The sequence below is a fragment of the Mycobacterium sp. E3305 genome, assembly GCF_001666785.1.
Taxonomy (GTDB): Bacteria; Actinomycetota; Actinomycetes; order Mycobacteriales; family Mycobacteriaceae; genus Mycobacterium.
Map to the genome: position 1 here is coordinate 1 of NZ_LZJA01000311.1, position 26290 is coordinate 26290.

Annotated in this window: 27 protein-coding genes and 1 pseudogene; 8 read left to right on the forward strand and 20 right to left on the reverse strand. The window is 66.9% G+C overall.

The window, feature by feature from the left end; all coding sequences use genetic code 11:
* Positions 1-379: LLM class flavin-dependent oxidoreductase (locus A5701_RS26800; protein ID WP_156670291.1), on the forward strand; the 379-nt coding region annotated here is incomplete at its 5' end.
* A 15-nt stretch (positions 380-394) separates the two neighbouring features.
* Here A5701_RS26800 and A5701_RS26805 read toward each other — a convergent pair.
* Together A5701_RS26805 and A5701_RS26810 are read right to left on the reverse strand one after the other, a co-directional pair.
* Complete coding sequence (locus A5701_RS26805) at positions 395-1882, reverse strand: SulP family inorganic anion transporter (RefSeq protein ID WP_231969103.1); 1488 nt, start codon at positions 1880-1882, stop codon at positions 395-397.
* A 361-nt stretch (positions 1883-2243) separates the two neighbouring features.
* Positions 2244-2666, reverse strand: coding sequence for a nitroreductase family deazaflavin-dependent oxidoreductase (locus A5701_RS26810; protein WP_067761340.1), 423 nt, complete (start codon positions 2664-2666; stop codon positions 2244-2246).
* Between the two features lie 302 nt (positions 2667-2968).
* Here A5701_RS26810 and A5701_RS26815 point away from each other — a divergent pair, with 302 nt between their 5' ends.
* Together A5701_RS26815 and A5701_RS28660 are read left to right on the forward strand one after the other, a co-directional pair.
* On the forward strand, positions 2969-3658 hold the full coding sequence (locus A5701_RS26815; protein WP_067761343.1) for a class I SAM-dependent methyltransferase: 690 nt from the start codon (positions 2969-2971) through the stop codon (positions 3656-3658).
* A gap of 85 nt (positions 3659-3743) precedes the next feature.
* A complete protein-coding gene (locus A5701_RS28660) occupies positions 3744-3911 on the forward strand; it encodes a hypothetical protein (protein ID WP_197499199.1) in 168 nt (55 codons plus the stop codon).
* 43 nt (positions 3912-3954) lie between these two features.
* Here the strand turns inward: A5701_RS28660 and A5701_RS26820 are convergent, their stop codons facing one another.
* The 4 genes from A5701_RS26820 to A5701_RS26835 all read right to left on the reverse strand — a co-directional run bounded on the left by A5701_RS26820 (position 3955) and on the right by A5701_RS26835 (position 7068).
* A complete protein-coding gene (locus tag A5701_RS26820) occupies positions 3955-4290 on the reverse strand; it encodes a hypothetical protein (RefSeq protein WP_197505073.1) in 336 nt (111 codons plus the stop codon).
* Between the two features lie 11 nt (positions 4291-4301).
* Positions 4302-4526 (reverse strand): hypothetical protein, encoded by a 225-nt coding sequence (locus A5701_RS26825; RefSeq protein WP_067761349.1) that lies wholly within the window; start codon positions 4524-4526, stop codon positions 4302-4304.
* Positions 4527-4741: 215 nt separating this feature from the next.
* Positions 4742-5971 carry a TetR/AcrR family transcriptional regulator gene (locus A5701_RS26830; RefSeq protein ID WP_197505074.1) on the reverse strand — a complete coding sequence of 410 codons (1230 nt, stop codon included), beginning with the start codon at positions 5969-5971 and terminating at the stop codon, positions 4742-4744.
* A gap of 128 nt (positions 5972-6099) precedes the next feature.
* Positions 6100-7068: a DMT family transporter gene (locus tag A5701_RS26835; RefSeq protein ID WP_197505072.1), complete on the reverse strand. Its 969-nt coding sequence runs from the start codon at positions 7066-7068 to the stop codon at positions 6100-6102.
* A gap of 156 nt (positions 7069-7224) precedes the next feature.
* On the opposite strand from A5701_RS26835, the gene A5701_RS26840 reads away from it, so the two are divergent.
* Positions 7225-8076 (forward strand): LysR family transcriptional regulator, encoded by an 852-nt coding sequence (locus A5701_RS26840; protein ID WP_067761354.1) that lies wholly within the window; start codon positions 7225-7227, stop codon positions 8074-8076.
* Here A5701_RS26840 and A5701_RS26845 read toward each other — a convergent pair.
* Positions 8073-9560 (reverse strand): NAD(P)/FAD-dependent oxidoreductase, encoded by a 1488-nt coding sequence (locus tag A5701_RS26845; RefSeq protein ID WP_067761357.1) that lies wholly within the window; start codon positions 9558-9560, stop codon positions 8073-8075. The genes A5701_RS26840 and A5701_RS26845 overlap by 4 nt on opposite strands.
* A gap of 93 nt (positions 9561-9653) precedes the next feature.
* Here A5701_RS26845 and A5701_RS26850 point away from each other — a divergent pair, with 93 nt between their 5' ends.
* Entirely contained in the window at positions 9654-10538 is an 885-nt protein-coding gene (locus A5701_RS26850; RefSeq protein ID WP_067761360.1) for a mycofactocin-coupled SDR family oxidoreductase, read from the forward strand.
* Between the two features lie 47 nt (positions 10539-10585).
* On the opposite strand, the gene A5701_RS26855 is transcribed toward A5701_RS26850, so the two are convergent.
* Entirely contained in the window at positions 10586-10906 is a 321-nt protein-coding gene (locus A5701_RS26855; protein ID WP_067761363.1) for a DUF1330 domain-containing protein, read from the reverse strand.
* Between the two features lie 161 nt (positions 10907-11067).
* Between A5701_RS26855 and A5701_RS26860 the strand changes: the two genes are divergently transcribed.
* Positions 11068-12099: a fused (3R)-hydroxyacyl-ACP dehydratase subunits HadA/HadB gene (locus tag A5701_RS26860; protein ID WP_067761366.1), complete on the forward strand. Its 1032-nt coding sequence runs from the start codon at positions 11068-11070 to the stop codon at positions 12097-12099.
* A 20-nt stretch (positions 12100-12119) separates the two neighbouring features.
* Here the strand turns inward: A5701_RS26860 and A5701_RS26865 are convergent, their stop codons facing one another.
* A complete protein-coding gene (locus A5701_RS26865) occupies positions 12120-12974 on the reverse strand; it encodes a transglutaminase family protein (protein WP_067761368.1) in 855 nt (284 codons plus the stop codon).
* 115 nt (positions 12975-13089) lie between these two features.
* Complete coding sequence (locus A5701_RS26870) at positions 13090-14082, reverse strand: glycoside hydrolase family 6 protein (RefSeq protein ID WP_156670292.1); 993 nt, start codon at positions 14080-14082, stop codon at positions 13090-13092.
* A gap of 248 nt (positions 14083-14330) precedes the next feature.
* Here A5701_RS26870 and A5701_RS26875 point away from each other — a divergent pair, with 248 nt between their 5' ends.
* Positions 14331-14795: a hypothetical protein gene (locus A5701_RS26875; RefSeq protein WP_231972890.1), complete on the forward strand. Its 465-nt coding sequence runs from the start codon at positions 14331-14333 to the stop codon at positions 14793-14795.
* Positions 14796-14887: 92 nt separating this feature from the next.
* On the opposite strand, the gene dnaB is transcribed toward A5701_RS26875, so the two are convergent.
* From dnaB to A5701_RS29450, 10 genes are all read right to left on the reverse strand, one after another.
* Positions 14888-17515 carry a replicative DNA helicase gene (dnaB, locus tag A5701_RS26880; protein ID WP_067761378.1) on the reverse strand — a complete coding sequence of 876 codons (2628 nt, stop codon included), beginning with the start codon at positions 17513-17515 and terminating at the stop codon, positions 14888-14890.
* 529 nt (positions 17516-18044) lie between these two features.
* On the reverse strand, positions 18045-18503 hold the full coding sequence (gene rplI, locus A5701_RS26885; RefSeq protein WP_067761381.1) for a 50S ribosomal protein L9: 459 nt from the start codon (positions 18501-18503) through the stop codon (positions 18045-18047).
* Positions 18504-18535: 32 nt separating this feature from the next.
* Positions 18536-18790 carry a 30S ribosomal protein S18 gene (gene rpsR, locus A5701_RS26890; RefSeq protein ID WP_055399563.1) on the reverse strand — a complete coding sequence of 85 codons (255 nt, stop codon included), beginning with the start codon at positions 18788-18790 and terminating at the stop codon, positions 18536-18538.
* A gap of 37 nt (positions 18791-18827) precedes the next feature.
* Positions 18828-19349: a single-stranded DNA-binding protein gene (locus A5701_RS26895; protein WP_067308144.1), complete on the reverse strand. Its 522-nt coding sequence runs from the start codon at positions 19347-19349 to the stop codon at positions 18828-18830.
* A gap of 112 nt (positions 19350-19461) precedes the next feature.
* A complete protein-coding gene (gene rpsF, locus A5701_RS26900) occupies positions 19462-19752 on the reverse strand; it encodes a 30S ribosomal protein S6 (RefSeq protein ID WP_036362157.1) in 291 nt (96 codons plus the stop codon).
* Between the two features lie 145 nt (positions 19753-19897).
* Complete coding sequence (locus A5701_RS26905) at positions 19898-20539, reverse strand: DJ-1/PfpI family protein (protein ID WP_067761417.1); 642 nt, start codon at positions 20537-20539, stop codon at positions 19898-19900.
* On the reverse strand, positions 20536-22185 hold the full coding sequence (locus tag A5701_RS26910; RefSeq protein WP_067761384.1) for a glycosyltransferase family 87 protein: 1650 nt from the start codon (positions 22183-22185) through the stop codon (positions 20536-20538). The genes A5701_RS26905 and A5701_RS26910 overlap by 4 nt, the downstream gene beginning before the upstream one ends.
* Complete coding sequence (locus tag A5701_RS26915) at positions 22182-24752, reverse strand: transglycosylase domain-containing protein (RefSeq protein WP_156670293.1); 2571 nt, start codon at positions 24750-24752, stop codon at positions 22182-22184. Before A5701_RS26915 ends, A5701_RS26910 begins: the two co-directional genes overlap by 4 nt.
* The gene (locus A5701_RS26920) at positions 24745-25170 is read right to left on the reverse strand and encodes a DUF5318 domain-containing protein (protein WP_067761414.1); all 426 of its coding nucleotides are present in this window, start codon (positions 25168-25170) and stop codon (positions 24745-24747) included. The genes A5701_RS26915 and A5701_RS26920 overlap by 8 nt, the downstream gene beginning before the upstream one ends.
* Before the next feature lie 106 nt (positions 25171-25276).
* Positions 25277-25627, reverse strand: a complete 351-nt coding sequence (locus A5701_RS29450) for a DUF1707 domain-containing protein (protein ID WP_369807454.1) — start codon at positions 25625-25627, stop codon at positions 25277-25279.
* On the opposite strand from A5701_RS29450, the pseudogene A5701_RS26925 reads away from it, so the two are divergent.
* Positions 25569-26171 (forward strand): annotated as a pseudogene (locus A5701_RS26925) (hypothetical protein); the annotation flags it as partial. The gene A5701_RS29450 and the pseudogene A5701_RS26925 sit on opposite strands and share 59 nt — an antisense overlap.
* Positions 26172-26290 lie beyond the last annotated feature (119 nt).

Sequence of the window (26290 nt, forward strand, 5' to 3'; positions counted from 1 at the left end):
GACCGCGGCGGGGCTGGCCCCGTTGCCCGTCCAACGCCCCATTCCCGTGTGGATCGGCGCGGCCTCCGATCGCGGGCTGCAACGCGCGGGCCGGCTCGCGGACGGCTGGTTCCCGATGACCGCCCCCGGCCCCGGTTTGGACCACGCCCGCGAGCAGGTGCGGCGCGCCGCCGCGGCCGCCGGCCGCGACGCGGACCGGCTTGGCATGGAGGGCCGGGTCAGCTGGACCGGCGACCGCGTCCGGACCGCCCGCGAGATAGCGGCCTGGCGAGATGCCGGCGCCACCCACCTATCGGTCAACACGATGAACGCGGGGCTGTCCACCGTCGACGACCACCTCGCCGTGTTGGGGCAGATCGCCGCCAACCTGAATCGATGAGCCTGGCCGGGCGGACTAGCCGGCCTCCGCTTCGACCAGGCTGAGATGGGCCGCTCGGCGCTCGGACTTCGACGACTTACCCTCGCGCCCATACGGTTCCAGCTTCCGGTTGTGCACGTTTACGTCTCCGCCCGTCGCGCAGTGCCGGCGCTGCCAGTCGCTGATCGCTTGGTGCGCAGCGTGATCGAGGTAATTGGCCAGCAGGTGGACGGTGACCGTGGTGCGCTCGGGGATAGTGGCGAGCACCCCGGTGAGGCGGGGCAGCGCCAGGAAGGTGCATGCCCCCTCGATGATTAGATGCCATTCATCGCCCACGGGCCTCGCTTCCACCCTGGCCCGAACTACCCGCCACCCGGTCACGGCGACCGCCACCGCGAGCCCGATCAGCACGCCGTGTAGCAGATTGAGAAAAACGACGGAGACTATGGTCACCAGATAGACGGCCAGATCGCCGTTGCGCAGCGCGGTTTCGATGTGCGCGGGCTTCAGCAGCTCGATCCCGATGACGATGAGCAGGCCGGCGAGCGCCGCGGTCGGGATCTGTTCGACCAATCCCGCGAAGGGCACGGCGAACACCATGATCCAGAGCCCGTGCATGATCGTCGATGCCCGGGTCTTGGCCCCTGCGTTGACATTGGCCGCGCTGCGCACGATGACCCCGGCGATGGGAAGCCCGCCGATCGCGCCCGACGCCATGTTCGCCGCGCCCTGTCCGATCAACTCACGGTTGAAGTCGGTCCGCGCCCCGGTGTGCATCCGGTCGATCGCGACCGCCGTCAGCAGGCTTTGCACGCTGGTGATCAGCGTGACCGTGATAACCGCAATCACGACCGCCCCCCAGTTACCCTGCGGGAGCTGGGGCAGCTGCAGCGCCTCCAGCACCGAGCCTTCCAATCGGATACGGGACACGTTGAACGGCAACACGACCGAGATGACCGTGACGCCCACGATGGCTACCAACGGACCGGGAATCTTGGCCACCCGAGCCGGCGCCCAGCGCCAAGCGATCAGGATGGCGATGACAAGCAGGCCCAGCACGAGCCCGGGCCGGTGCGCGCCCACGACCTGCGCGGGCAGCCCGACGACGTTCGTCCAGGCCGAGCTCTGCGATTCACCGCCCAGCAGTACGTGCACCTGCTGCAAGGCGATCGTGATGCCGATGCCGGCCAGCATGGCGTGCACAACGACCGGCGAGATCGCCAGGGCGGCGCGTGCAATCCGGCTGATACCCAACACAACTTGCAGGGCGCCGGCAATTACTGTGATCAAACATGTCACGGCCCAGCCAAATTGGGATACCAGGTCAGCAACAATGACCGTCAGCCCGGCCGCTGGGCCACTCACCTGCAACGGTGACCCACCGAGACACCCCGCGACGATCCCCCCGACGATCGCCGCAATCAGGCCGGAGAGCACCGGGGCGTCGGAGGCGAGCGCAATACCCAACGACAGCGGAAGCGCCACCAGGAACACCACCAATGACGCCGGAAGGTCGTACTGCATGGCCGCGCGAAACCGGCTGCCGCGGGCGTCCGTCTCGGTATCGTGTTCCCCCAGCTGCTCGACGCGTTGCATGGGCCCTCCCTGGGTTACGCATGAGGGCACGTTCGGGACCTGCCCGTAACGCGCCGAATTGTGCAATGTAAAACCCTGCAGCACCGACGATTACATTCGCCGGGAACATCATTGTTCTGGTTAGCCTGCTATGGCTTACTCGTACCGAAGGTATGGGGCGGCCAGGCCGGTCGCAACACGACGGGCCGGGCGCATATCGAATGCAAATCTTTTGCGGCGCAAATTCGCCGGGCCAAGAGAATGGCAGGCGACGCGCGCCGTTGGCGAAAGTGACTGGGCGGCGGACCGTTTACTCCAAGGCGAAGACCGGTATCTGCCTCGTTGTCTTCGTCTGATATTCGGCGTACGGCGGATACGCTTCGACCGCGCGCTGCCACCAGTCTTCGCGCTCGGCCCCCTCGAGCTCGCGCGCCCTCAGCGTCACGACCCTCTCGCCATCCTGCAACGTCACCTCGGGGTTGGCCTGCAGGTTGAAGTACCACGACGGATGCTCGGGTGCGCCGCCCTTCGACGCGACAATGGCGTAACGGCCGTCGTTTTCGACGCGCATCAGCGGCACATACCGCTTCTTCCCGGATTTCGCCCCGGTCACGGTCAGCAGGACGACGGGCCGATCGAAAATCTCGACCCCGTCGGTGGTGCCTTGCTTGAGGATCTGCTCGGTCTGCTCGCGCACCCAGTCCCGCGGGCTCAGTTCGATGTCGTCGGCCATACCCGATCTCAACATGTCCGTGCGCGATAGTCATCTTCGCCCCCGGGCGCACAGGGGCCGAACCGCTTAAATGATCTAACTACCGACGGCGGGAGCTGGGATCCGGCTTCCGGCCGACGGCGCCACCGCAGCCGCGGTCGCCGCACAGCGGGCGATCGCGCCCAAGGGGCCCGAAGTACCCAACGGCGAACTGGCTTCGTTCGGCAAACACTCCGGCTACCGCACGGCCATCCTCGGGGTGAGCGCGTGCGCCGGGTATCAATTTCGTTGACATATATCAGCCCACTTGATATAACTGTGACATGACTCAGCCGACTCAGGAAATGTTTGAATCCGCCTACAAGGGCGAGGCCCCGGAGATGGGCGAGGGTAATCGGCCGCCGTGGAGCATCGGCGAGCCACAGCCGGAGATCGCGGCTCTCATCGAAGCCGGGAAGTTCCACGGTGACGTACTCGATGCCGGTTGCGGCGAGGCGGCGGTGTCGCTGTTCCTTGCCGAGCGTGGCTTCACCACGGTGGGCCTCGACCAGTCGCCGACCGCCATCAAGCTGGCGCGCGAGAAGGCCGCCCGGCGCGGCCTTGCCAATGCGACCTTCGACGTCGCCGACATCAGCTCCTTCGACGGCTACGACGGCCGTTTCGGGACCATCGTCGACTCCACGCTGTTCCACTCCATGCCCGTCGAATTGCGCGAGGGTTACCAGCAGTCGATCGTGCGGGCCGCCGCCCCCGGCGCCTCGTATTTCGTGCTGGTGTTCGACCGGGCGGGCATGCCGGCCGGCGGCCCGGTCAATGCGGTCACCGAGGACGAGTTGCGGGACGTGGTGTCCAAGTACTGGGTGATCGACGAGATCCGGCCGGCGCGCATTCACGCCAACGTGCCCGACAGCGTCGCGGAAGGCTTTCAGGCCTTCGGGGGTGCCGACATTCGTGACGAGGGCAACGGCCGCAAGTCGATCGGAGCCTGGCTGCTGTCCGCACATCTGGGCTAGCCTGCGCGGACGACCGGCCAGGTTTCGATGCCTGGCATTCGGGAGATCCTGACTGGAGCATCGCAGACGGTCAGAGGAGATCCACGTGGACCAGCAGGTAAATTTCGACCCGCCACCCGCGCCCGAGGACGCCCGGCAGGCGACCGAGGAACAGCGCAAGTTGCAGGAGCAGCTGGAGCATCAGAACGAGGACCCGGACGCGCCGGGGCGGCACCAGTCCCGGCGCGACCTTCCCGACGAGAGCACGCGCTAGGCGTGGCCGCGATGAACGCGGTTGTGCGCCAATACGACTAGTTTTAAGGCGCGTGATCTTCGCGGAGCTTGCGGCGATCGTGTGCGAGCGCCACCCCCGCCAGCCCCACCAGCGTGAGGCCGCCGAGCGCCGCCGCCGGAATCGCCCAGACGCGCCTGATCATCAGCGCGCTGTCACATTGGCCGACGTAGTTAGCCGACCCGCTTTCGTCCCTGTCAGCGCTCGCGGCCTGGGCCAAATCCGTGGTGAATCCGCTGCCGCATTTGACTTGCCAACCGAATTGATCGTATTCGTCGATGAATACCGGGAACCGCAGCGCGAGAAGCCCGAGCGTCAAAGCCACGACGGCCGCGGCGAAGGCCAGGGGTCCGCGTTTGATCATCCCGTGCCCTAGGTCATGCACACGTTGGCGAAGATCAGCACCGGCCAGGACACGATCGAGCCGAGAAACGAGACCACCAGATCGATACCGTGCATGTCGCGCAGGTGGCTCGTGTGGGTCGATGACCAGATCACCCCGACGATGAGGTACGGCGTGCCCAGCAGCACGGCCAGACCCAGCAGCTCGGCGATCGTCAACTGGTAGTCCAGCAGCTGACGGACCCTGTGAAGCATCGGGCATGCCTTTCGCGGAGACTAGGTACCATACCGACTTTCCCCGTATGTTAATGGCAATTCGGACCGTTGGATAGGCGTTGTTGAGATTGCGTGCGGCCCGGTGGGGACGAGTTTATTGCGCTGAGGGCGTTTTGAAGCCGATTAACGCGCACCGTCGCTCGCCGGCGCGTCAACAAGTACAGCGTGATTCGCGCGCGGGCTTGCGTCCCGAATCAACGGCGGGGCGCGCCGCCCTGGGCTGCCCCACCGGAAGGTGTGGCGGATTCGCCGAGCAGCGTGGTCGCCATCAGTCGGCGCAGCGTCATGCGGGCGGACTCGCCGGGGCCGGGGATGACGAGCTGGCCGATGTCGACGGCCAGGGCGAAGGCGGCGTGTACGGCGTATCGCGCCCGGCCGAGCGTCAGCCCGGGCCGGGCCGCCACCGCCAGCCGCGCCCAGGATTCGACGGTGGAGCGGTGAATGTTGTAGAGGAGCACCGCTTCGTTGTCCGGCACGTTGTGGCGCTCCGTGTAGTAGACGCGGGCCAATTCGGGGTTGGCGAACAGCCGCTCGATGAAGGCGTCGATCAGCCGCTGCAGCGACTGCTCCGGATCACGGCCCGCGGCCAGGATCGTGGACAGGTCGCCGGAGAGCTGGTCGGCGCCGCGGCGATAGGAGACCGCCAGTATCGCGGCCTTGCTGGGGAAGTATTGGTAGATGCTGGCCACCGGTATGCCCACCGCCGCGGCGATCTCCTCCATGCCGGTTTCCCGATAGCCACGGTCATTGAACAATCGAATCGATTCGTGCAACAGCAGTTCATAGCTGCCGACGGCCCTCGTCATCGTCACCGCTTGCGCCGGCTCCGACTCGCTCGGCCGCTGCACCGGCACGTCCACCTTTGATATCGCGGCCACGACGTCGGCCAGCGTCGCCCGGATCTCGTCGTTGCTGAGCCGGGAACGGTGATCGGTGATGCTGCCGATGACGCTCAAAATTGCCGCCGAGAGCACCCAACGCTGCCGCGACTGCAGTTTGGGCCGAAGTCTGATCAACGGCCGCTGCAGGCGCCGGTTGACCAGCCTGACCTGCTCGGTGAGCACCTCCTCGTCCTCCCCGTGCAGATAGCGGCCCTCCCATCGATAGAGTCCCCCCGCGGTGCGGTTGACGATGGTGGTGTCGATCAGGGCAGCAGTTAGTGCGCGCAGCGTTTCCCGGGGATCGGCGTCGGCGGGCAGCTGATCGGCGAACTCGGTGGCGTCCACGAGCAGCTGACCGAGCGCCAGGACCGCGGAGCGAAACAGGTCGTATTTGCCCTGCGAATGGCGATACAGCGCCGCCGCCGAGATTCCGACCCGCGCGGCGATGTTTTCCATGCTCACCGCGTGGTATCCGAGCTCGCTGAACGCATCGCCGGCCGCCCTCGCGATCTGCGCTTTGCGGTCTCTCGGGCGCCGCTTCACTGGGTTTGCGGACGAGCGGCCGGCCGGCGTCATAGACATCACCGTAGCCGCAGCGGAGTCGTTGGGAAGAGCGCGTCCGACGGGTTTTTCGGGGCGGCGCCGCACCCGGATCCGAACCCGATCGAGCGCTACCCCCGCGCACTCGATGGCGACCCGCACGACACCTGGATGCGCTGGTCAACCGCGGCCGCCGAGATCTGTTCAGGCCCACGTCCCGCGGCCCCACGGCGCGCGCGTGCCCCCCGGCCGTTGAGCCAGCAGGCCAGTCCGCCCAGAACCAGGCCGATCCCGACGCCGACGTCGGGACGCTGGCCCAGCATGAGCCAGGAGAGTAGCCCGGCGAGTGCGGGGATTACGGCGAACAGCATCGCCACCGCCGCCGCGCCGTGGGCGTTGATGGCGCGGACATAAAGGCTCACCGCCAGGGTCGCGTTTAACAGCACCATGCCGGCAATCGCGATCGCCGCCTGCCGGACGTCATGCACGGTGAACGGCGTCAGCAACGCAAGCGCCGCCGCGGGAACCAGCGCGACCGCATTCTGCATCGCGCTCATCGTGCGGAAGTCGACGCCGGTGCAAAACCGCTGTTGGTAGACGCCGCCGGCCGAAAGCCCAAGCAGCGCAACGCCAAGCAACACGATCACGGGGTCCAGGCCGTGGGTGCTGGTCAGCCTTCTGGCACACGCCGCGAGCACAGCGACGACGCCGAGCGCGAGCGCGGCCACCCGTTGCCGCCCGAGCGGCTCGCTCAGGAACACCGCGGCCAGGATGGCCGTGGCGACGGGGTTCATCGCGATCACCACCGCACACAGCACCGCCGGTGACCCGAGCCGAAAGGCCTCGTAGCAGCAGCAGAATTGCACGGCCTGGATCAGCAGACCTGCCACCACGACGTGGCCGAACTGTGCCCCCCGCGGCCAGGGCGCCTTGGCGAAGGCCGCCCATACGGTCAAAATGATTGCGGCCAAAGCAAATCGCAGCACCAGGGCATCCATCGGCGCCATGGCGGTCACCGCCAGCACCCCGATCGGGTAACCGAGTGCGTAGAGGAACGTCACCGCCGACGCGGTGGTCAGCGGCATGCGCGTCAAGTCCATGCGACCCATGCTTGCTCAGACCGCCGCCCACCGTCCAACGAATAATGCTGATCGCGATTGATCGCGTTGCCTTATCGATTTCCGATCCGGCTGCGCGAAACCGGCGCTTCCGGCGCAACGATTGATTAGATTCACTGATCAGACTATCGTGCGGTTATGGCCCAGGTGCTGGACATCGCGCCGTTGCGCAGCCTGGTCGCGGTCGCCGACTGTGGCGGGTTTCACCGCGCCGCCGCCGCGCTGCACCTGAGCCAGTCCGCGGTCAGCCAGCATCTGCGCCGAGTCGAAGCCGTCGTCGGTGAGCCGCTAATCCAACGCTCCGGCCGCGGCATCGTGTTCACCGAAATCGGACTGAAGGCCCTGCGGCACGCCAGGACGATCTTGTCCGCGCACGACAGGGCGCTCGACGACCTGGGCGCCACGGAGCCCAGGCTTCTGACGATCGGCGCCACCGAGCACGGCGCGGACGTGATGCTGGCCGGACTGACGGGCATCCTGCGAGACCGGCTTCCCGACCGGCGGGTGCGCTTCCGACTCGACCGCAACGTGTCGCTCGCCGACTCGATCGAACGTGGGCTGGTCGACTTGGCGATCATGGTCGACGGCGCGGGCCTGGATCGCGCCAACGCATCGGGAGTAGTTGGGCTGCAATGGATTTCGGCGCGAACGCTGTCGGTGCTTCCGCGCGACCCCCTACCATTGGTGGTCTTCTCCGAGCCGTGCACCTTGCGCGAACCGGCCTTCGCGATCCTGGAAAATCACGGCATCGTCTACGAGATCGCCGCCGAGTGCGGGGACCTGTCCGGCCTGTACGCGGCGGTTCGGTCGGGGCTCGGAGTGGCGTTGTTGCCGATGATCGGCAAGCTGCCGGACGGCCTGTGTCCGGCCGAGGGCCTGCCGCCGGCCAATAACGCCTCGGTCCTGGTTCGCGGACGTGCCGGTATCGACCCGGACTTGCTGGCCACGGTCGACGATGCGGTACGTGACGTGCTGGCCGCCGCGGACTAGGGGTGGCTGTCAGAGAGCGCCGCCAAATAGCGTTGTTCGCGCTCTGTCATGTCATTCGAAGTGATGGCACCGAACCGGGCGGCCTCTCGGACAAACCGCTCCGGCGCGTCCGGAAGCGCGTCAGGTCCCTCCAGCCGAAAGCAACTCGGCGCCAGTGGGCCGAATAACAACGCGCGGCGCAGGTTCGGCCAGTTGTCCAGTCTCGGCTCCACGCCCGCGGCCCGGGCGAAGGCGATGGCGACGAGGTTCAATCGCGACTTCTGCGACGCACCCCGGCGGGCGCGGTAGGCGTTGATTGCCAGCCGCTGCTCGCGATCACCCACGGCCGGAATGACACCGCCCCACGCGTAGGCGATCCACCTGGCCTGGAGCTCGAGCGGCACGAAGTACCCGCCCGCCTGGTCCCACATCCCCACGAAGGCCAGCCCGGGGAGCTCCGGATGGAAGGTGTACCGGTCCGCGTCCAGGTGCACCGCGTCGAGGTCCAGAACCTTCTGAACGTCTTCGCTCAAGAACGGTAGGCGCAGATTGAAACCGGTCCCGAAGAAGATTCCGTCAAACTCCTCCGCATGATCGTCGGCGAAAACCACCCTCCTGCCCGCCACCGTTTTCATCCACGGCCGCACCGAGATTCGGCCCTCCGCGACCAGCGGGAGATAATGCTGACTGAGGGTCACGCCAGCCGTGAGAACCGAAGGGTCCGGCGCCGGGGCTCCGTACTGCTCGGGGCTTCCCGCGGCCCCGAGCACAATCTCCTTCAACTGGCCCTCGACGTCCTCAGCCGGGAGGCGCTCTTCCGACAGGGTGCCGTATCGCGTATAGAGCAGATGGTCGGTGGGGACGCCGGAAACGAATTTGGGGACGACGTACCGTTGCCGCCGCTGCGTCACAACCACGTGCGCCGCTCCGAGTTGCGCTATCTCCGAAGCGACTTCGAGCGCACTGATCGCGCAGCCGGCCACTAAGATCCGCTTGCCGCGATATGCGGTGCCGTCCCGGTAGCCGAACGTCGTCGTCGCACCCGCGCAGCCGGAAAAAGTCTCCAGCCCCGCGACCGGGGGGACCGCCGGCGCACTGAACCTGCCACTGGCCACCACCACTCGCTCGAATCTGTCGATACCCTCGGCGTGGCGCAGGAGCCAGCCGGGCTTGTCGTCCCGGCTGACCAGTTCGACTCGGTTGCGCAGCCGAATGCGTGACGTCAGACCGAATTTGGCGGCGTAGCGATGCAGATAGTCGAGAATGTCGCGGTTGGGTTGGTAGACGAGTTCGCTGTCATGCTCGAGGTCGCTGAAGGCCGTCATGGTGCGGCTGCTGTTGGTGTGCATGCCCGGCCAGATGCCGCTGCATTCCTCCGACGTCGCCCACTGCCCGCCTAGCGTCGAACCTTGCTCGAAGATCGTGGGCTCGAGCCCTTGCGACAACAGCCAGCGCGCCGCCACCAAGCCGCCCGGTCCGGCGCCGATCACGGCGACACGTGTCATCCGGTAACTGTCGCACGCAGCCGCCGCGACGCGGTCGAGTCCCTGACTTGGCAATCCCAATTTTCTGCCATTTCGTCAAACGTCGGAACGGCGATGCTTATCATCGGCGAAACACTCCGAGCCAGCGCAGCAAGCAGAGGAGCTATCGGCGTGACCGAGCCAATCGCCCCCCTCGCCGGCAAAGTCGCCTACGTGACCGGGGCCGCCCGCGGCCAGGGCCGCTCCCACTGCGTCCGGCTCGCCCGGGCCGGCGCCGACATTGTCGCTATCGATGCCTGCGCACCCGTCGCCGAACACAACGGCTACCCATCCGCCCTACCCGAAGATCTTGCCGAAACCGTCAATCTGGTGGAGGGCGAGGGCCGCAAGATTTTCGCCGACGAAGTCGACGTCCGAGACCTGTCCGGCCAACAGCGGATCGTGGCGAATGCCATCGAACAGTTCGGCCGGCTCGACATCGTCGTGGCCAACGCCGGCGTGCTGAATTGGGGCCGGGTATGGGAGATTTCACCCCGGCAGTGGCAGGAGACCATCGATATCAATCTCACCGGACTGTGGAACACCATGAAATCCGTTGTGCCCGTGATGATCGCGGCCGGCAATGGTGGGTCGATCATCAACATCAGCTCCGCGGCCGGGATCAAGGCCGTCCCCGGATGTGGGCATTACTGCGCAAGCAAATTCGGCGTCGTCGGACTGACCAATTCGTTGGCCGTCGAGCTCGGCGAATTCGGGATCCGCGTCAACTCCGTGCACCCATACGGCACCGACACCCCGATGGGTAACGACCTGTCGATGTACCAAACCTTCCAGGACCACCCGCACTACATCCACAGCTTCTCGCCCGGCGCACTGCCGACCGAGTCCCTCGCGCCTCCCGACATGGTCTCCGACATCGTGGTCTGGCTTGCCAGCGACGCGTCGTCGTTGGTCACCGCCGCCCAAATCCCCGCCGACAAGGGCTACCTCAAGATCTGAACCGGCCGGGCACCCGGAGGCGGGGCCGTCCCCCATCCTGGCCACGCTCATCGACGGAGCACGGGCCTGAGATCGTCGAGACGGTCGAACAGGTGCCAGATGTATTTCGACGATCCGTTCTCGCGATGCGGATGCAGGTCGGCGAGGTCCGGGTCGTTGCAGTAGCTGTCGAAGGCCTCCCGCGACTCCCACTCCACGAGGATCAGCACCTGGCGGGGCTCGATGTCGCCGACGATCGCCTCCTGAAAACTGCCGAGCGCAACAACGCGACCACCATGCTCGGCAACCTCGGCGGGCGACCGTCGCGAGTATGCGCGGTACTCCTCGGCATCGGCCACATCGAAGAGATTCAAGGCATAAACGGTCATGGCCATCGACATTACGTGGCCAGACGCGCGCCGGCGGGCCGGCGCCTCTCGCCCGTTCGCCGCAGCTCGCCGACCGACCGCGTCGATGGTCGCGGGTCTCTGCGGGTTAGGGTGCCTTCGTCGGCCGCAGCGAACCGGTCGATAGAAATGTTGAGCAATTAATGACCGCACCAGCCGAAACGCCAACGCTCGAATCCCGCGTGGGCCACTACTACCAGGTCCACGAACCGTACCGGGTCTCCGGGGAGAAAGTGCGGGAGTACGCCCGGGCTGTCCAGGACTACCACCCCGCCCACTGGGATGTCGCGACCGCCGCGGAGCTGGGATATTCGGGGCTGGTGGCGCCGCTGACGTTCACGTCGATCCCCGGCATGGTCGCCAATCGCCACCTGTTCGAATCGGTCGTCGTCGGTTATGACATGTATCTGCAGACCGAAGAAGTCTTCGAGCAGCACCGACCGATCGTCGCGGGCGACGAATTGCACACCGACGTCGAACTCTCGTCGGTCCGCAGAGTCGCCGGCCGTGACCTGATCACCGTGACCAACACGTTCACCGACTCCGCCGGCGAGCGGGTGCACACCATGCACACCACCGTCGTGGGTGTCACCGCGGACGACGTCGATCCGGAGATGCTGGTGGCCGCGAAGAACGTGGTGATGCACGACGTGAACCTCGCCGGAATCGACACCTCGGAAGCGGCCTATCGGAAGACTGTGCGCCAGGCGAGTGACGTTCGGATCGCCCAAGCCGGTACGGACCGCATCCCGGGCACTGCGTGCTTCGATGACCTGAAAGTCGGTGACGAGCTACCGGTGCACCACGCCCGCCTGTCGCGCGGCGACCTGGTGAACTACGCCGGTGTCGCCGGCGACGCCAATCCGTTGCACTGGGACGAGAACGTCGCCAAGCTGGCAGGCCAGCCCGACGTGATCGCCCACGGAATGCTCACCATGGGTTTGGGCGCGGCCTTCATCTCCTCGTGGTCGGGAGACCCCGGCGCGGTGAGCCGGTATGCGGTGCGGCTGGCCCAACCCGCGATCGTCTCGGCCACCGACGGTGCAGACATCGAATACAGCGGACGGATCAAGTCACTGGACCCGGCGACCCGGGCCGGTGTCGTCATCGTCGTCGCAAAGTCCGGCGGTAGGAAGATCTTCGGGCTGGCGACGGCGGATATCCGCTTCCGCTGAACGACGGCGGCGCCGCGCCGCTACCCGAGGCTCACGAGTTGCTCGACCGAGTCCCTGGGCAGCTCCCCGTCGACGACAGCGGTGACGGTCATGTTCTGCACGGTGATGGCGCCCCCGTGGTTGTCGAGAAATGCGGTGTCGGCGGCATCGCGGCCGGTGGCGATCCGCACCATCGACTGTCGGGGCGCCAGGCACGTCGCGTCGACGACGCGCCACACACCGTCGATCAAGGCCTCGGCCACGGCGTGAAAATCCATCGGATGGCACCCCGGCGCGTACACCGCCACCAGTCGCGCCGGGACGTTGACCGCGCGTAGCAACGCGATCACCAGATGGGCATAGTCGCGGCACACGCCCGCGCCCGCGAGCAATGTGTCGGTGGCCCCGTCGATCGGATCGCTGGATCCCGGGACATAGCTGAGCCGGGTGCCGACCCAAGACGAGACCTTCTCCAGCAACGTCACCGAGGTCGCGTACTGCTCGAATTCGGTTGCGGCGAAACCGAAGAACTTGTCGGCCTCCGCGTACCTACTCGGGCGCAGATACGTGATGGCGTCGATGTCGTTCACCGGCGCCGGGTCCGCCCGCCCGGTGACCGTCGCCGCGTACGACACCGTGACCGTTCCTTTTTCGGCCGCCACGACATGGATGCGCGACTGATGCGCGCCGATGACCTCTCGCGGTTCCAGCGCCTTGCCGTTTCGCGTGATCCGCAGGGATTCGCTCACATCGATGCCCGGCTGCCGGCTGACCGCCACCTGGAAATCCAGCACCGCCGGTTCGGTGACCTCGACTTCGATTTCTACGCCGACGCTGCGGCCGGCGTCGGTCGTCCTGCTCTCGGTCGTGGCGCTGCGGTGTCTCCATGCGGGCATAACTCAAGCCTTTTCGTCGAAGCCGGTCGAATCCCGCTCGCTGCTTGGCAGGCTTTCGTGTACGCACTTTCTTACCGCACGAACGCCTTTGGCGCTCGCCGGCTGCACGCCTCGACTACTGGCCCGCCCGGTGTGCGAGATCGATGGCGTACTGGCTGACGAAGGTGCCCGCAGGCGGATCGCCCTTATCGCAAGTTCCGTCGGATTCGCCGGGACGTTTGATCCACAGGTAGGCGTCGGCGTGTGCGCCGGCGGTCGCCGTGGTCGGCGGGGTGCCGAGCGCTCGGCCGCCCGGGTTGCACCAGTTGAGCCCGGAGTCGGGTGCCGGTCCGGCTCCGTTGCGGGAAGTGTCGACCACGTAGTGCGAACCATTCGTGAGGCCCGAAATTGCTTCTCCATAACCGATTTCGTCCTCGGTTGTGAAGAAGTTGGCCGTGTTGACGCTGAAACCACGCGCGTGGCCCACACCGGCCTGGTTGAGCCTGCCCGCCATGTCCTCGGCGCTATGCCAGCGCAAGTGCCCCGCGTCGACGTAGACGGCCGCGGCCGGGTCTCGGGTCAGCGTGTCGACGGCGTACCGGACCAGGTCGTAGCGCTCCTGGCGCTGATCCCCCGATAAGCAGTCGGCCATCGCAAGCGCGTCGGGCTCGACGATGATCGCCACCCGCGAGGCGCCGACGCCAGACGCGATTCCGTCGATCCAGCCTCGGTAGTCCGCGCCCGACCCCATGCCGCCCGCGGCGAAGCTGCCACAGTCGCGGTGGGGGATGCCGTAAATCGTCAGCACCGGGATGGCGCCGGCGGCGTTCGCGTCGCCGACGTACTTGCCGACGGTGGCTGCCGAACCTCCGGGGACGATCCAGTAGGCCTGCGGCGTGTTGGCGATCGCGGTCAACTCGGCACTCGGCGGATCGGCGCTCTGCGCGGCGCGCATCGCCGCCGAATTGGGATTGACGTAGAACGGCGCACCGGCCAACGGGTTGCCGTCACTGGCCAAGCGCACCGCCGGGGCGGGACCGGCATGCGGCGCACAAATCCAGGCGACAGCCGCCACCGTCAGGAAGGGACTGATCCACCGCATGAGGGCATGAGCAGCTGAGGACATCACGTCAGGGAAACTACTGCGTCACGGCAAGCCGCGCGATTCCGGGTGGAAGTTGCCTCTCTGCCCGGCTCGCTGCTCGCGTACGACCCAAACCTCCGCGACCACAGGGAGACGAAATGCTCTCGCCTCTCTTTTTCCTAAGATCGAGACACAGCATCCGTGGAGGCACCGGCCCGGTGTCATCATCGTTCGAGCCAACGGTCGAAAGGGGGGCTGCGGTGCTCACCAAGCCAATCTCCGCAGTAGCCGTCGTGGCAGCCATCGCGGCAGCCGCACTGACACTTCTGCCGTGGATTGACTTAGACCATCTGGGATTACCCCTTCGGTGGAATGGTCTCGGCGTCTACATCGGCGAGCATGGCGAACACTACGGCGCCCACCTCGCCGGCATGGCGAACAGTGCGCCCGGTTGGACCATCGTGATCGCCTCGCTCGCGGCAGCCGCCGCGATGGTGGGCGCGACGCGCGTCAATGTGCTCGGGTTGGTCGCGTGCGGCTTCGCGGTCGTCGCATTCGTCACCGCCCTCTTGTGTTTGGTGCGGCCCGGGGTGCTGGCCGGGGACACCAAGCACGAATTGGGCATATCTGAGCTTCCGGACCGCGAAGTGCTCAACTCCGCCGCATTGGTAGCCGAAGTGGCGGCCACCGGAGTGTTGGTGGTCGCCACTTCGCTCGCCGCAATGGAGGCGAGACGCGTCCGCGCGGCGGCTGATTGAGCAACGAGATCGGGCCGACCAGGGGCCGGCGGCGGTGCCGGTTTCCGCGCCATGCCGGTCACCGCATCGATGCCGGCCCTAGATGGCGCCGCCTACCGCGCCATGTTGGCAAAGCGCGACAGGTGCAACTGGTGCGCGACGGTCACCGTCTTGGTGGGGCCGTTGCGGTGTTTGGCGAGAATGAAATCCGCCTCTCCCCCGCGCGGATCGTCCCGCTCGAACGCGTCCGGCCGGTTCAGCAGGATCACCATGTCGGCGTCCTGTTCCAGCGATCCCGACTCGCGGAGGTCGGACAACATCGGCTTCTTGTCGGTGCGCTGCTCGGGACCGCGGTTGAGCTGGCTGATCGCCACCACGGGCACCTCGAGTTCCTTGGCCAACAATTTGAGTTGGCGCGAGAATTCGGACACCTCGAGCTGGCGCGACTCGACCTTCTTTCCCGACGACATCAGCTGCAGATAGTCGACCACGACCAGACGCAGGTCGGCCTTCTGCTTCAGCCGGCGCGCCTTGGCGCGGATCTCCATCATCGTCAGGTTCGGCGAGTCGTCGATATACAGTGGCGCCTCACTGATTTCGCTCATCCGGCGCGCCAGCCGCGTCCAGTCGTCGTCGCTCATCCGCCCGGAACGCATGTCGGCGAGTTTGATCTTCGCCTCCGCCGACAGCAGCCGCATGACGATCTCGGACTTGCTCATCTCCAGCGAGAAGATGACGCTGGCCAGCCGGTGCTTGATCGAGCAGGACCGCAGAAAATCCAGACCGAGAGTGGAATTGTGCGTCGGGATCATGGCCCTGCTCGCCAAATACAGGTGGCTGTCGTTGTCGACCTCAACACAACGCACGGCGACGGTCTCGACCGGTCGGACGTCCACAATGAAGCGTGAGCCCGAGCGCGCGGTACCGGTGGCGGCCCTTCGTTCCTTGTGCGCGATGGCCTTTCGCTGCAACGCGAACACCACGTCGTCCGTGGAGAAGGTCAGCGTGTATGCGGTGCTCGACGACTCGTGCCCACCCCGGACGCGCTTGGCCGAGGTTTGGCAGCGATAGCCGAGGCTGACGATCAGCTCGGCGGCATCGCACGCCAGCCGCTGACTGGTGACCGAGAACTGGACCGCACCGCCCGCCGTGACCGTCCCGTCCGTGTCGAGCAAGCCGGCGAGCAGGGCGCGCCGTTGTCTCTCGGACCCGCGCAGGTACTCGATCGGGATGTGCTTATTACCGAGCACGCCGAGCGTTCGCAGGCGCGCCTGCAGGGTGCCCACGGAGGCGTGGCAGCTCTGGCACAACCGCAGCCCCGCCGACGGTCCCCCACAACGAATACACGTCGGGCTCGGCACCGGAGCAGAAACGAACCGTGCCCGGCCACCGCATGAGCGCCCACAGGTCCGCACCTGACTGGTCTGGGGAATGAACGACTTGCCGCAAACTGCGCACTGGCGAGGAGCCGGCCCCGCGCCGGCCGGCAGGCGCAGGTGGTAGCGGTACCGCGCGGACGCCGACGGAAAGGCCACCAAGCCGTCCGCCTCGATGCGCATGATGATTTCCGGATCGGCCGTGGTGATCTGAGCCGCGGCACTGGTGCCGTCGCCGAGCCAGGCCCCGAGCGTGTATGCGGGAACCAACAATTCGCGCTCGGGTAGGTCGAGCGCACTCGCGTTCACCACGGAGTGGTTCAGCCGCCGGTCCACCGTGTCGCAGCGCAGAGTCTCGGCGATCTCGGCCGTGGTTCGCACCGCCGCAAAGGTGCGCTGATTCTTATAGCGGTTGTAGCCCACCGCCGCGGCTTGCGCCGACTTCCGGGATGCGCGAGTTTCGGTCAGCCACTGATGGGCTTCGTCGGCGACGATCACCGTCCCGTCGGAGAATTCCACCTCATAGCACGGCCGTCCCAGCATCACGTCGGTGGCGGCCACCACCCGCGTCGGCCGCCCGTCGTCGCCGAGCAGCTCGTCACCGACCGCGACGTCGCCCATCGTCGTCCAGCCCGAGGGTGTGGGCAGCAGCGTGTCCAACGCGAGCGCCTTCCCGACTCCAGGCCTGGCCGCCACGATGATCATCTGACCGGCGTGCAGGCCGTTGGTCACCTCGTCGAGCTCGGTGAAGCCAGTCGGCACGCCACGCGCCACGCCGCCGTTGGAAGCGATCGCGTCGATCTCGTCCATCGTCGGCTGCAGCAGGTCCTCCAGCGGAACGAAATCCTCCGTCGTCCGTCGGTCGGCAACCTCGTAGATCTCCGCCTGTGCGCGATCAACCACCTCGGCCACGTCGGCGCCCTCGGCGCCCGCGTAGCCGTATTGCACGACCCGCGTCCCCGCCTCTACCAACCGCCGCAGTAGCGCCTTCTCGGCGACGATGGTCGCGTAGTAGCCCGCATTGGCGGCCGTGGGCACGGTGGAGATCAGCGTGTGGAGATAGGGGGCGCCGCCGATCCGGCGCAGCATCCCGCGCCGGTCCAGTTCCGCGGCCACCGTCACGGCGTCGGCCGGCTCGCCACGGCCATACAGGTCCAGGATCGCGTCGTAGACGTTCTGGTGCGCGGGTCGGTAGAAGTCGCCGGGCCGCAACCGTTCCAGCACGTCGGCGATGGCGTCCTTGCTCAGCAGCATGCCGCCGAGCACCGCCTGCTCCGCGGCCAGATCCTGCGGTGGCTGGCGGCCGAAGTCCTCGCTCGGCGCCGATGAATCCATGCCCGCCGACAAGTCATCGACGACCGCCATGGATCCCTCCTCCCCTGCCACACGCCCGAACATACATTCGAAAACCGGTTTCTTCAGCGTAAGTCAAGGAGCCGACACTTTCGTCCCACAGCACTCGCACGCCTCGCGCCGGGACGACGTTAGACGTTGCTGGCTAGTAGGTGAAAGCGCGGCTGTTTATGAACCTGTGCATCGTGTGTGCATATCCGTCGACACCTGTGTTGAGTGGGGTGTGGAGAACCTGTGTATGAATTCAAGGGGCCGTGACATCACTGCTGTTAAGGGCCATGTAACGCGACGAATTTCGTGTGGACAAGAATCTCTACGGCGTGTCGTCGCAGGTTACTGCTCCGGGCGTGTTGGCTTTCAGCCACATTTTCGCAGCGTTACGGCAGGGTAAAGAGGACCCTCGGGATACACCGGAGCAACAGTTCGCTAGGGCGCGCGTCCGCGACCGCCGGACGAGAGGCCGAAGACTGTGCCGGCCGCACAACTGAGCCCGGCGGCGGCCGAAGCTGGCCGCCGCCGGGTAAGAGCAAAGGTTGCCGGGTTAGCTCTCCGCCACGACCTCGAGGGCGACCTCGACGTCGACCTCGGGGTGCAGATGCACCGACACCGGGTGGGTGCCCACGGCCTTGATGTGCGACTTGGGCAGCCGGACGATTCGCTTGTCCAGATTGGGACCGCCGGCCTTCTTGATGGCCGCGACGACGTCCCCCGAGGTGACCGAGCCGAACAGCTTTCCGGAATCGGCCGCGGTGCGCACCGGCAGCTGGACGGGGCCCAGCGCCTCGATCGCCGTCTTGAGTTCGTTGGCGTGCCCGAGGTCGCGCACCGCCTTGCTCTCGCGGGACCGGCGGATCTCGTCGGCCTGCTTCTGCGCGCCGCGCGAGGCGACGATCGCCAGGCCGCGCGGAAGCAGGAAGTTGCGGCCATAGCCGTCCTTGACTTCGACCGTGTCGCCGACCGTACCGAGGTGGTCGACGTCAGCCGTCAATATCAGCTTCATCGTTATTCGTACTTTCGCTCGAGCTTCGGCGGCTATCGCGCCGAGGAGGTGAAGGGCAGCAGAGCCACCTCGCGGGCATTCTTCACCGCGATCGCGATGTCACGCTGGTGCTGCACGCAGTTGCCGGTGACCCGACGCGCCCGGATCTTGCCGCGCTCACTGATGTAGGTGCGCAGCAACGCGGTGTCCTTGTAATCGATCGATTGGTCCTTCTTGGCGCAGAAGACACACTTCCGCGTCTTGACCGGCTTTTCCGGAGCCGGACGTCGCTTGCTGGACTTCGCCATGACTGTCTTTCTTTCCGTTTCTTACTGTTGAAGTTCTTCAGAACGGCGGTTCGTCGTCGCCGCCGCCGAATGACCCGGATGCCGGGGCGCTGCCCCACGGGTCGTCGGCCGGTGCGCTGCTCGCCGGTGGCGCCGATCCCTGCCGGGACCCGCCCCCGCCGCCGAAGCCACCACCGCCACCGCCGCCGCCGCTGCGGCTGGCCTTGTTCACCTTGGCGGTGGCGTACCGCAGCGAGGGGCCGATCTCGTCGACCTCGACCTCGACGACGGTCCGCTTCTCGCCTTCACGCGTCTCGAAGGAACGCTGCTTGAGCCGGCCGGTGACGATCACGCGGGCGCCCCGGGTGAGGCTCTCGGCGACGTTCTCGGCGGCTTCCCGCCAGATGTTGCAGCGCAGGAAGAGGGCCTCGCCGTCCTTCCATTCCCCGCTCTGGCGGTCATAAATTCGCGGTGTCGACGCCACGGTGAAATTCGCGACGGCGGCACCGGACGGGGTGAACCGCAGTTCGGGGTCGGCGGTCAGGTTTCCGACGACGGTGATGGTGGTGTCACCAGCCACAATTTCCTCCTAGGTCCGCCCTGCTACTCGCTTCTCAGACGGTGGATGGCACGTATCCTCGCTGAGCCTACGCAAGTCCACCGACGGTGGGCCCACGACTCAGCCACAGGTGTTAGTGCTTGTCGGTGCGCATCACCTTGGTGCGCAGTACCGACTCGTTGAGGCTCAGCTGGCGGTCGAGCTCGGAAACCGTCGCCGGCTCCGCCTTGAGGTCGACCACCACATAGATGCCCTCGGCGTGCTTGGCGATCTCGTAGGCCAGCCGGCGCCGGCCCCAGATGTCGACCTTCTCGACGGTGCCGCCGTCTTTACGGACGACGTTCAGGAACGTCTCCAGGGACGGAGCAACGGTGCGCTCGTCGAGCGTGGGGTCAAGAATGACCATGATTTCGTATGGACGCATGGAAACCTCACCACCTCCTCTGGTCTCAAGCGGCCACGGTCGTTCCGTGGCAGGAGGGTCGCCTGCGTCGGCAACCGCATCAGGCTACCGGATGGGCGGGGTGGCCTCCAAAATCGCGGCGGATCCGGGCGGCCGGGCAATCCGGCTACTGCCGGGCGTCCAAGTATGCGGTGGCCCGCGTGACCGTCGCCTGATCGGCCTTGGCCAGGGAGCCCGCGTCGAACGGCGGCTGCGGGTCGTATTCGATGAGCAGTTGCGCGGCCTGCGCGGCCTGCCGATCGACGAGGAGTTCGACCAGCCGCAGAGCCATGTCGATGCCGCTGGACACCCCGGCGGCGGTGATGATCCGTTGCGGGAGGTGCTCGACGACGCGGTCCGGCACGTATCGGGCTCCGAGCTTGTTCAGCAGGTCGCTTGCCCGCCAGTGCGTCGTGGCGGTGAGTCCCTCGAGCAGGCCCGCCGCGGCCAGCAGCAGCGCACCCGTGCACACCGACGTGGTGAACGTCGTGGTTTGGTGGACGGCTTGCAGCCAGCTCCGGATGGTCTCGTCGTGAATCAGCTGCCGGGTGCCGATCCCGCCGGGAACCAGCACCACGTCCGGCGACGTGACCTCATCGAACCGCGCGTCGCAGCAGAGGCCGAGCATCCCGTTCTCCGTCCGCACCTCGCCGCGGCGGTGACCGATGAACACCACCTCGACCGACGGAACGCGCTGCAGCACCTCGTAGGGCCCCACCGCGTCGAGCGCGGTCACCCGGGGAAACAAGGGAACGGCGACGAGCGTCATGGCGCCACCCCGGCCGGCACCGCCGATTCGGCCTCGGGGTCCGGCTCCGGTGCGCGCCGCGGGCCGGCCGGGCGCAGCCAGTCCGGCAGCCATCCGGGCGGGGCGTCGGGTGCGCGGTCGAAGGGACCGCCGGACGGGTCGTCCACCCGGCCGCCCCAACGCACCAGATCCTCGCCGGGCCGGTAGATCTGGCGGATCACCAACGCGCACAGCACCACGACGGCGACGTCACGCAACACCACCGTGGTGGTGAAGAACTGTTCGGGCAGCGAGCGGTTCGGATTGCCATATAGGTAGTACATCCGCGGCACCCACACCACCGCGTCGATGGTCATCCACGCCAGCAGGATCCGGCGGTGCGGCAAGGCGAGCACCGCCAACGGCACCAGCCACAGCGAGAACTGCGGGCTCCACACCTTGTTGGTCAACAAGAACACCGCCACCACCAAGAACAACAGCTGCGCCAGCCGCGGGCGCTGGGGGGCGGTGAGCACCACGTATGCGATTGCAGCGCAACCGATTCCGAATAGCACCGTGACCACCGTGTTCAGGACCGTGGGCGGCTGCCAGAACCCGAGCTTGGGGTCGAATCCGTGCCAGCCGGTGAACGACTTGACGACGTTGTAAAGCGAATCCATGTCGTCACCGCGGCGGGTGTTGAGCCGGAAGAATTCCGACCACCCGCGCGGAAACAGCACCAAAACCGGCAGATTCACCAACAACCATGTCACCGCGGCCGTCGCGGCGGTGCGCGCCACAGCGCGGAAGCGTCCCGTCCGAATCGCCAGGACCACCATGGGGCCCAGGAACAACAATGGATACAGCTTGGCCGCGGCGCCCAATCCGATCAGCACGCCGGCCAGCACCGGTTTACGGCGGGCCCATGCCAGCACACCGGCCATCGCCAAACCCGTTGCCAGCGCATCGAAATTGGTGAAGATCTGGAAGATCAGCAGCGGCGACGCGGCCACCAGGCCCGCGTCCCATATCCGGCGTCCCGCCAGGCCTGCGGTCGCCCAGACGGTCGCCAGCCACGCCAGCGCCAGGCCGAACGCCGCGACGTTGAAGAACATCACCACCTCGGCGACCACCGGCAGCGGCGCCAGCTTGCTCAACGCGGTGTAGGTCTTCGCCAGCGCCATCGACACGTACTGATACATCCCGGTCAGCACCGGATACTCCATGTAGCGCACAGCGGGCCGGCCGTCGTAGCGGGTCTGCGGGGTGCCGCTGCCGTCGGTCTCGATCCAGCTCGACTTGTACGGAAACTTGCCCTGGCTCAACAACTCCGCGCCGTAGAGCGGCACCGTATCGGAGTAACACAGCTCGTAGTACGCGCGTTGGTTCTCCCAGTTGGCCACCCGCTGATCGCCCGTCCCGGTTCCGGTGCTCTGCAGGCAGGCCGCCTTCGTCGACCAGCCGAGCGCCAGGAACACCAGTCCGATCAAGAACATCACCCGCAGCGGCGTCATCACCCGCGTCCGGCCGATCAGCGCGTGCCCACCCACCGGCCCCCCGACGACCTCCGCCAGCGCGGCGCCCAACGAGTCGGTGCGGCTGGGGCAATCGCGGTTGTCGACGCTACGCAGATCGCCGGCCAATCGCGCCGGAGAGATGGTCGCGCTGCGCTGCTCGGCGTCGGTCACGGCGGCGGCTGCGGCCCGGGGGCTTGCGGACCGCCCGGCGGGACACCAGGCTCGGGGCCGCCCGGCCCGCCTGGGCCGCCACCGCCCGGTCCTGGCGGCGCGTTGGTGATGGTGGTCGGCGGGCCGACGGGGATCGTTATGCCCGGCGCCACCTCGATCGTGGGCTGTATGACGGTCACCGACGGCGCCGGGGGCGGAGGCGGCGGCGCTGGGACGCCCGCATAACCGCCGATCTCGGTCGGCTTGGGGAACGACTCGTTCGACGTGCCCTTCAACGCACCGTCCATCGTCGACTTCCAGATGTCCGACGGCAGCCCCGAGCCGTAAACCGGTGCGCCCGAGGCGGTTACGAGGGGCACGTCGCCTTTCGCGGTGCCGACCCAGACCGCCGTGGACAAAGACGGCGTGTATCCGACCATCCAGGCGTCCTTGTCGGCGGTCGTGTCGCCGAGCTGCGTGGTTCCCGTCTTGGCCGCCGATGGCCTGCCGCCGGCCAAAGCGTGGCCCCGCGAGTAGCTGGCGATCGGCTCCATGGCCGCGGTGACATTGTCGGCCACGGCCTTCGGGATCCGCTGCTCGCCGTTGTTGTCGGACTTGCTGGCATCGAAGAGCACCTGCCCGTCGGAGCTGACGACTTTCTGCACGAAGTGCGGCCGGTGGTAGAGACCCGAGGCGGCCAGCGTGGCGTACGCCGAGGCCATGTCGATCACCCGAGTCTGGTACTGCCCCAGCACAACTCCGTTGTTGGGCGGTCCGCCCTTGCCGTCCTCGGAGAGGGTGTGCTCCACACCCGGGAAGCTGGTGGCGATACCGGCCTGGTGCGCGGCGTCCGCGACGGCCTGCGGGCCGCCCTTGAGCTTGAGCATCAGCCGGTAGTAGGAGGTGTTCAGCGATTGCTTGAGGGCCTGGGCAATGTTGCACGTGCCGCAGCCCTCACCGTCGACGTTCGTGATCTTGATGCCGTCGACCGTCAGAGGCGAACTGTCGACCTGGTAGCCCAGCCCGATCCCCTGCTCGAGCGCGGCGACCAGCGCGAAAACCTTGAACGACGAACCGGTTTGCAGGCCGGCCTGCGCGAAGTCGAATCCGTTGGCGTCCGTACCGCCGTAATACGCGCGTATCGCCCCGTCATGCGGGTCGATCGACACCACCGCCGACCGCATGTCGGGGTCTTGCCCGTCAAGGTATTTCGAGACCGCCTTTTCGGCGGCCTGCTGGGCCTTCGGGTCGATCGTGGTGGTGACCTGCAAGCCCTGGGTGTTCAGGGTCCGCTCGTCGATGTTGAACAGCTCCATCAACTCTTTGGTCACCTGACGCTCGATCAGGCCGTTGGGCCCCGTCGTCTGGTTCTCCGCGCGCGCCTGATCCGGCGGGACCGTCTCCGGAAACTCCTGCGCGGCACGGTCACTGGGTGACAATGCCTTGGTCTCCACCATGCCGTCGAGAACCCAGTTCCACCGGGCCCGGGCGCCCTGCGGATCGATGGCCGGATCCAGCGACGAGGGCCGCCTGATCAGCGCGGCGAGCAGCGCCCCCTCCGAGACGGTGAGCTGCTCGACGGGCTTGTTGAAGTAGGCCTTCGCGGCGGCGGAAATGCCGTAGGCGCCGCGGCCGAAGTAGATGATGTTCAGGTAGGCCTGCAGCACATCGTCTTTCGACCACTCACCCGACATCTTGGTGGCGATCACGAGTTCCTTGGCCTTACGCATCAGGCCGCTGAGACCGTGCTGAGCCGAACCCACCAGCGCGTTCTTCACGTATTGCTGGGTGATCGTCGACCCGCCCTGCAGGTCGCCGTTGCCGAAGAGGTTGTTGTTCACCGCCCGCGCGAATCCGCTGAAGTCGAAACCCGGATTCGAATAGAAGTTGCGGTCCTCGGCGGCGATCACCGCCTGCCGCACGTGTACCGGCACCTGGTTGATGTTGACGTCGACCCGATTGCCCTCGGGCGGGATGATTTTGGCGATCTCGGATCCGTCGCCGGCCAGGATGGTGGACACCTGATTGGTGCGCAGATCGCCGGGCTTGGGGATGTCGACGATGAAATACGCCATCGCGAACGTGACGATCGGCAGCAGCACCAGCACCACCGCCGACAGGTAGGCCGCTCGCCGCACCCACAGCCAATTGATCTGTTGCGTCCAATGGACGTCACCCCGGGGCCGGCGTCCGAAGCCGTCGGGGCCGCCGGGCCGTCGCGGACCGGATGGCGGCGGTGGTCCCTCCGGTGGGCCCCCCGCGCCCGGCCGCTCGCGCCGCGGCGGCGTCCGGCTCTCCAGCGCGGCCTTGACCTCCTCGAGCGCGTCCCGCTGCAGCGGCGTGGACGGAGGGCCCTCCAGCGCGGCTTTGACTTCCTCGATGCTGGGATCGGGCCGCCGGGGTGACCGGTCGTCGACGACCGGCGGCAGGATCGTGGTCATCCGGTCGTCCGGGGGAACCCCCCGCCGTTGACCGGGTGCCGACGGCGCGTCACGCGGGCGCTCGCCGCTTCCGTGTTTGCCCACGCGCTCAGTCGCCGGCCCATCCGCGTTGTTGGACGACTGGTCGTGGCGTCCGTCGTTATTCAATGGCCGTGCGCGCGCCGTTTCGCGCCGTCCGCGTGGTGCGGGTGCCCTTGGGTGGGCGCGCCGCGCCGAGCACGTACGACTTGACCAGATGATTCCAACTGCAGGTCCTGCACACCTCCACCACGTGGACAGCGAACTCCTCGAAGCGAGTCGCCAGCAGGACCAACTCTTCGGCCGTGCGGGCCGACCCCGACACCGGACCCAGGTGTTCGCCGAACACCCACGACACCAGCGTCAGCTGTTCCTTGCGACAGATCGGGCACATGACCTGGCTCGGTTTCCCGTGAAACTTGGCGGCGCGCAGCAGATAAGGGTTCGCGTCGCATACCTCGGACACGCCGGTGCGGCCCGAGTACACCTCGGCCAGCAGTGCTCGCCGCCGGAGCGCGTAGTCCACCACTTGTCGCTGCAGTCGCACGCCCACCAGAGTACGTCTCCATCCGGACGGCCGATACGCAACCAAACTGTGGCGCCCGCAGTCGGGTCATCGTTCGGTCCTTTCCCGTGCCCACCGGACCGGGACTCTACGATCGTCCCGTGGCGAAATGGCTCGGGACATCGCTTGGCGGTGGCGCGGCGGCGAGCACCCCCCAGCCCCCGAGCCTTGGCGGCACCGGCCGGGTCCTGACGGTGGTCGTCGGCAGGGCGCTGCTGTCGGTCTGCAGATCGCTCACCAGATCCTGCAGGTCGCCGAGCGTGACGGCCTTGGTGGCCGCGCTCACCCGTTCCCGGTGCTCTTCCATGGAGAGCTCGCCGTCGTTGAGGGCGTTGTCGAGGATCTTGCAGGCGTCCTGCCGGTTGACGTCTTTGGCGCGGGTGCTCGCCGCCGCGTTCGTCGTGTCGGTACTGCTCGGCATCGGCATCGGGTGGGGCATGTACGGCAACACCAAGTCGCCGCTGGACTTCACCACGGACCCCGGGGCCAAGCCCGACGGAGTCGCCGCCGTCGTGCTGACCCCGCCCACCCAACTGCACTCGGTCGGCGGCCTGACGGGACTGCTCGAGCAAACACGCAAACGCTTCGGCGACGCAATGGGCTACCGGCTGGTGATCTATCCGACGTACGCGGTGCTCGACCGGCCCGATCCCTCCGACGATCGCCGCGTGTTGGCCTACAGCTACCGCGGCGGCTGGGGCGACCCGACGAGCTCCGCCAAGAGTTCCGCGGACGGGCCCTTTCCGGTGGACCTGAGCAAGTTCGACGTCACGGCGACGGTGGGCATCATGCGCGGAGCCCCGCAGACCCTCCACATGAAGCCGTCGGACGTCAAGACCGAATACCTCAACATTGAGCCGGCGACCGACCCGACCACCCCCGGCGCCCTGTCGTTGTCGCTGTACGTCTCCAGCGACTACGGTGGTGGCTACATCGTCTTCGCAGGTGACGGCGCCGTGAAGCAACTGAATCTGCCGTCTTAACCGCCGCGATCCGGCCCCGCTGCCGGCGCGATTCGATTCCGCGCACCCGGACTAATAGCCGACTAACAACCGGTGGTGTTGTGGCGAATATATCGAGACGATACGATGACGCGAGGCGT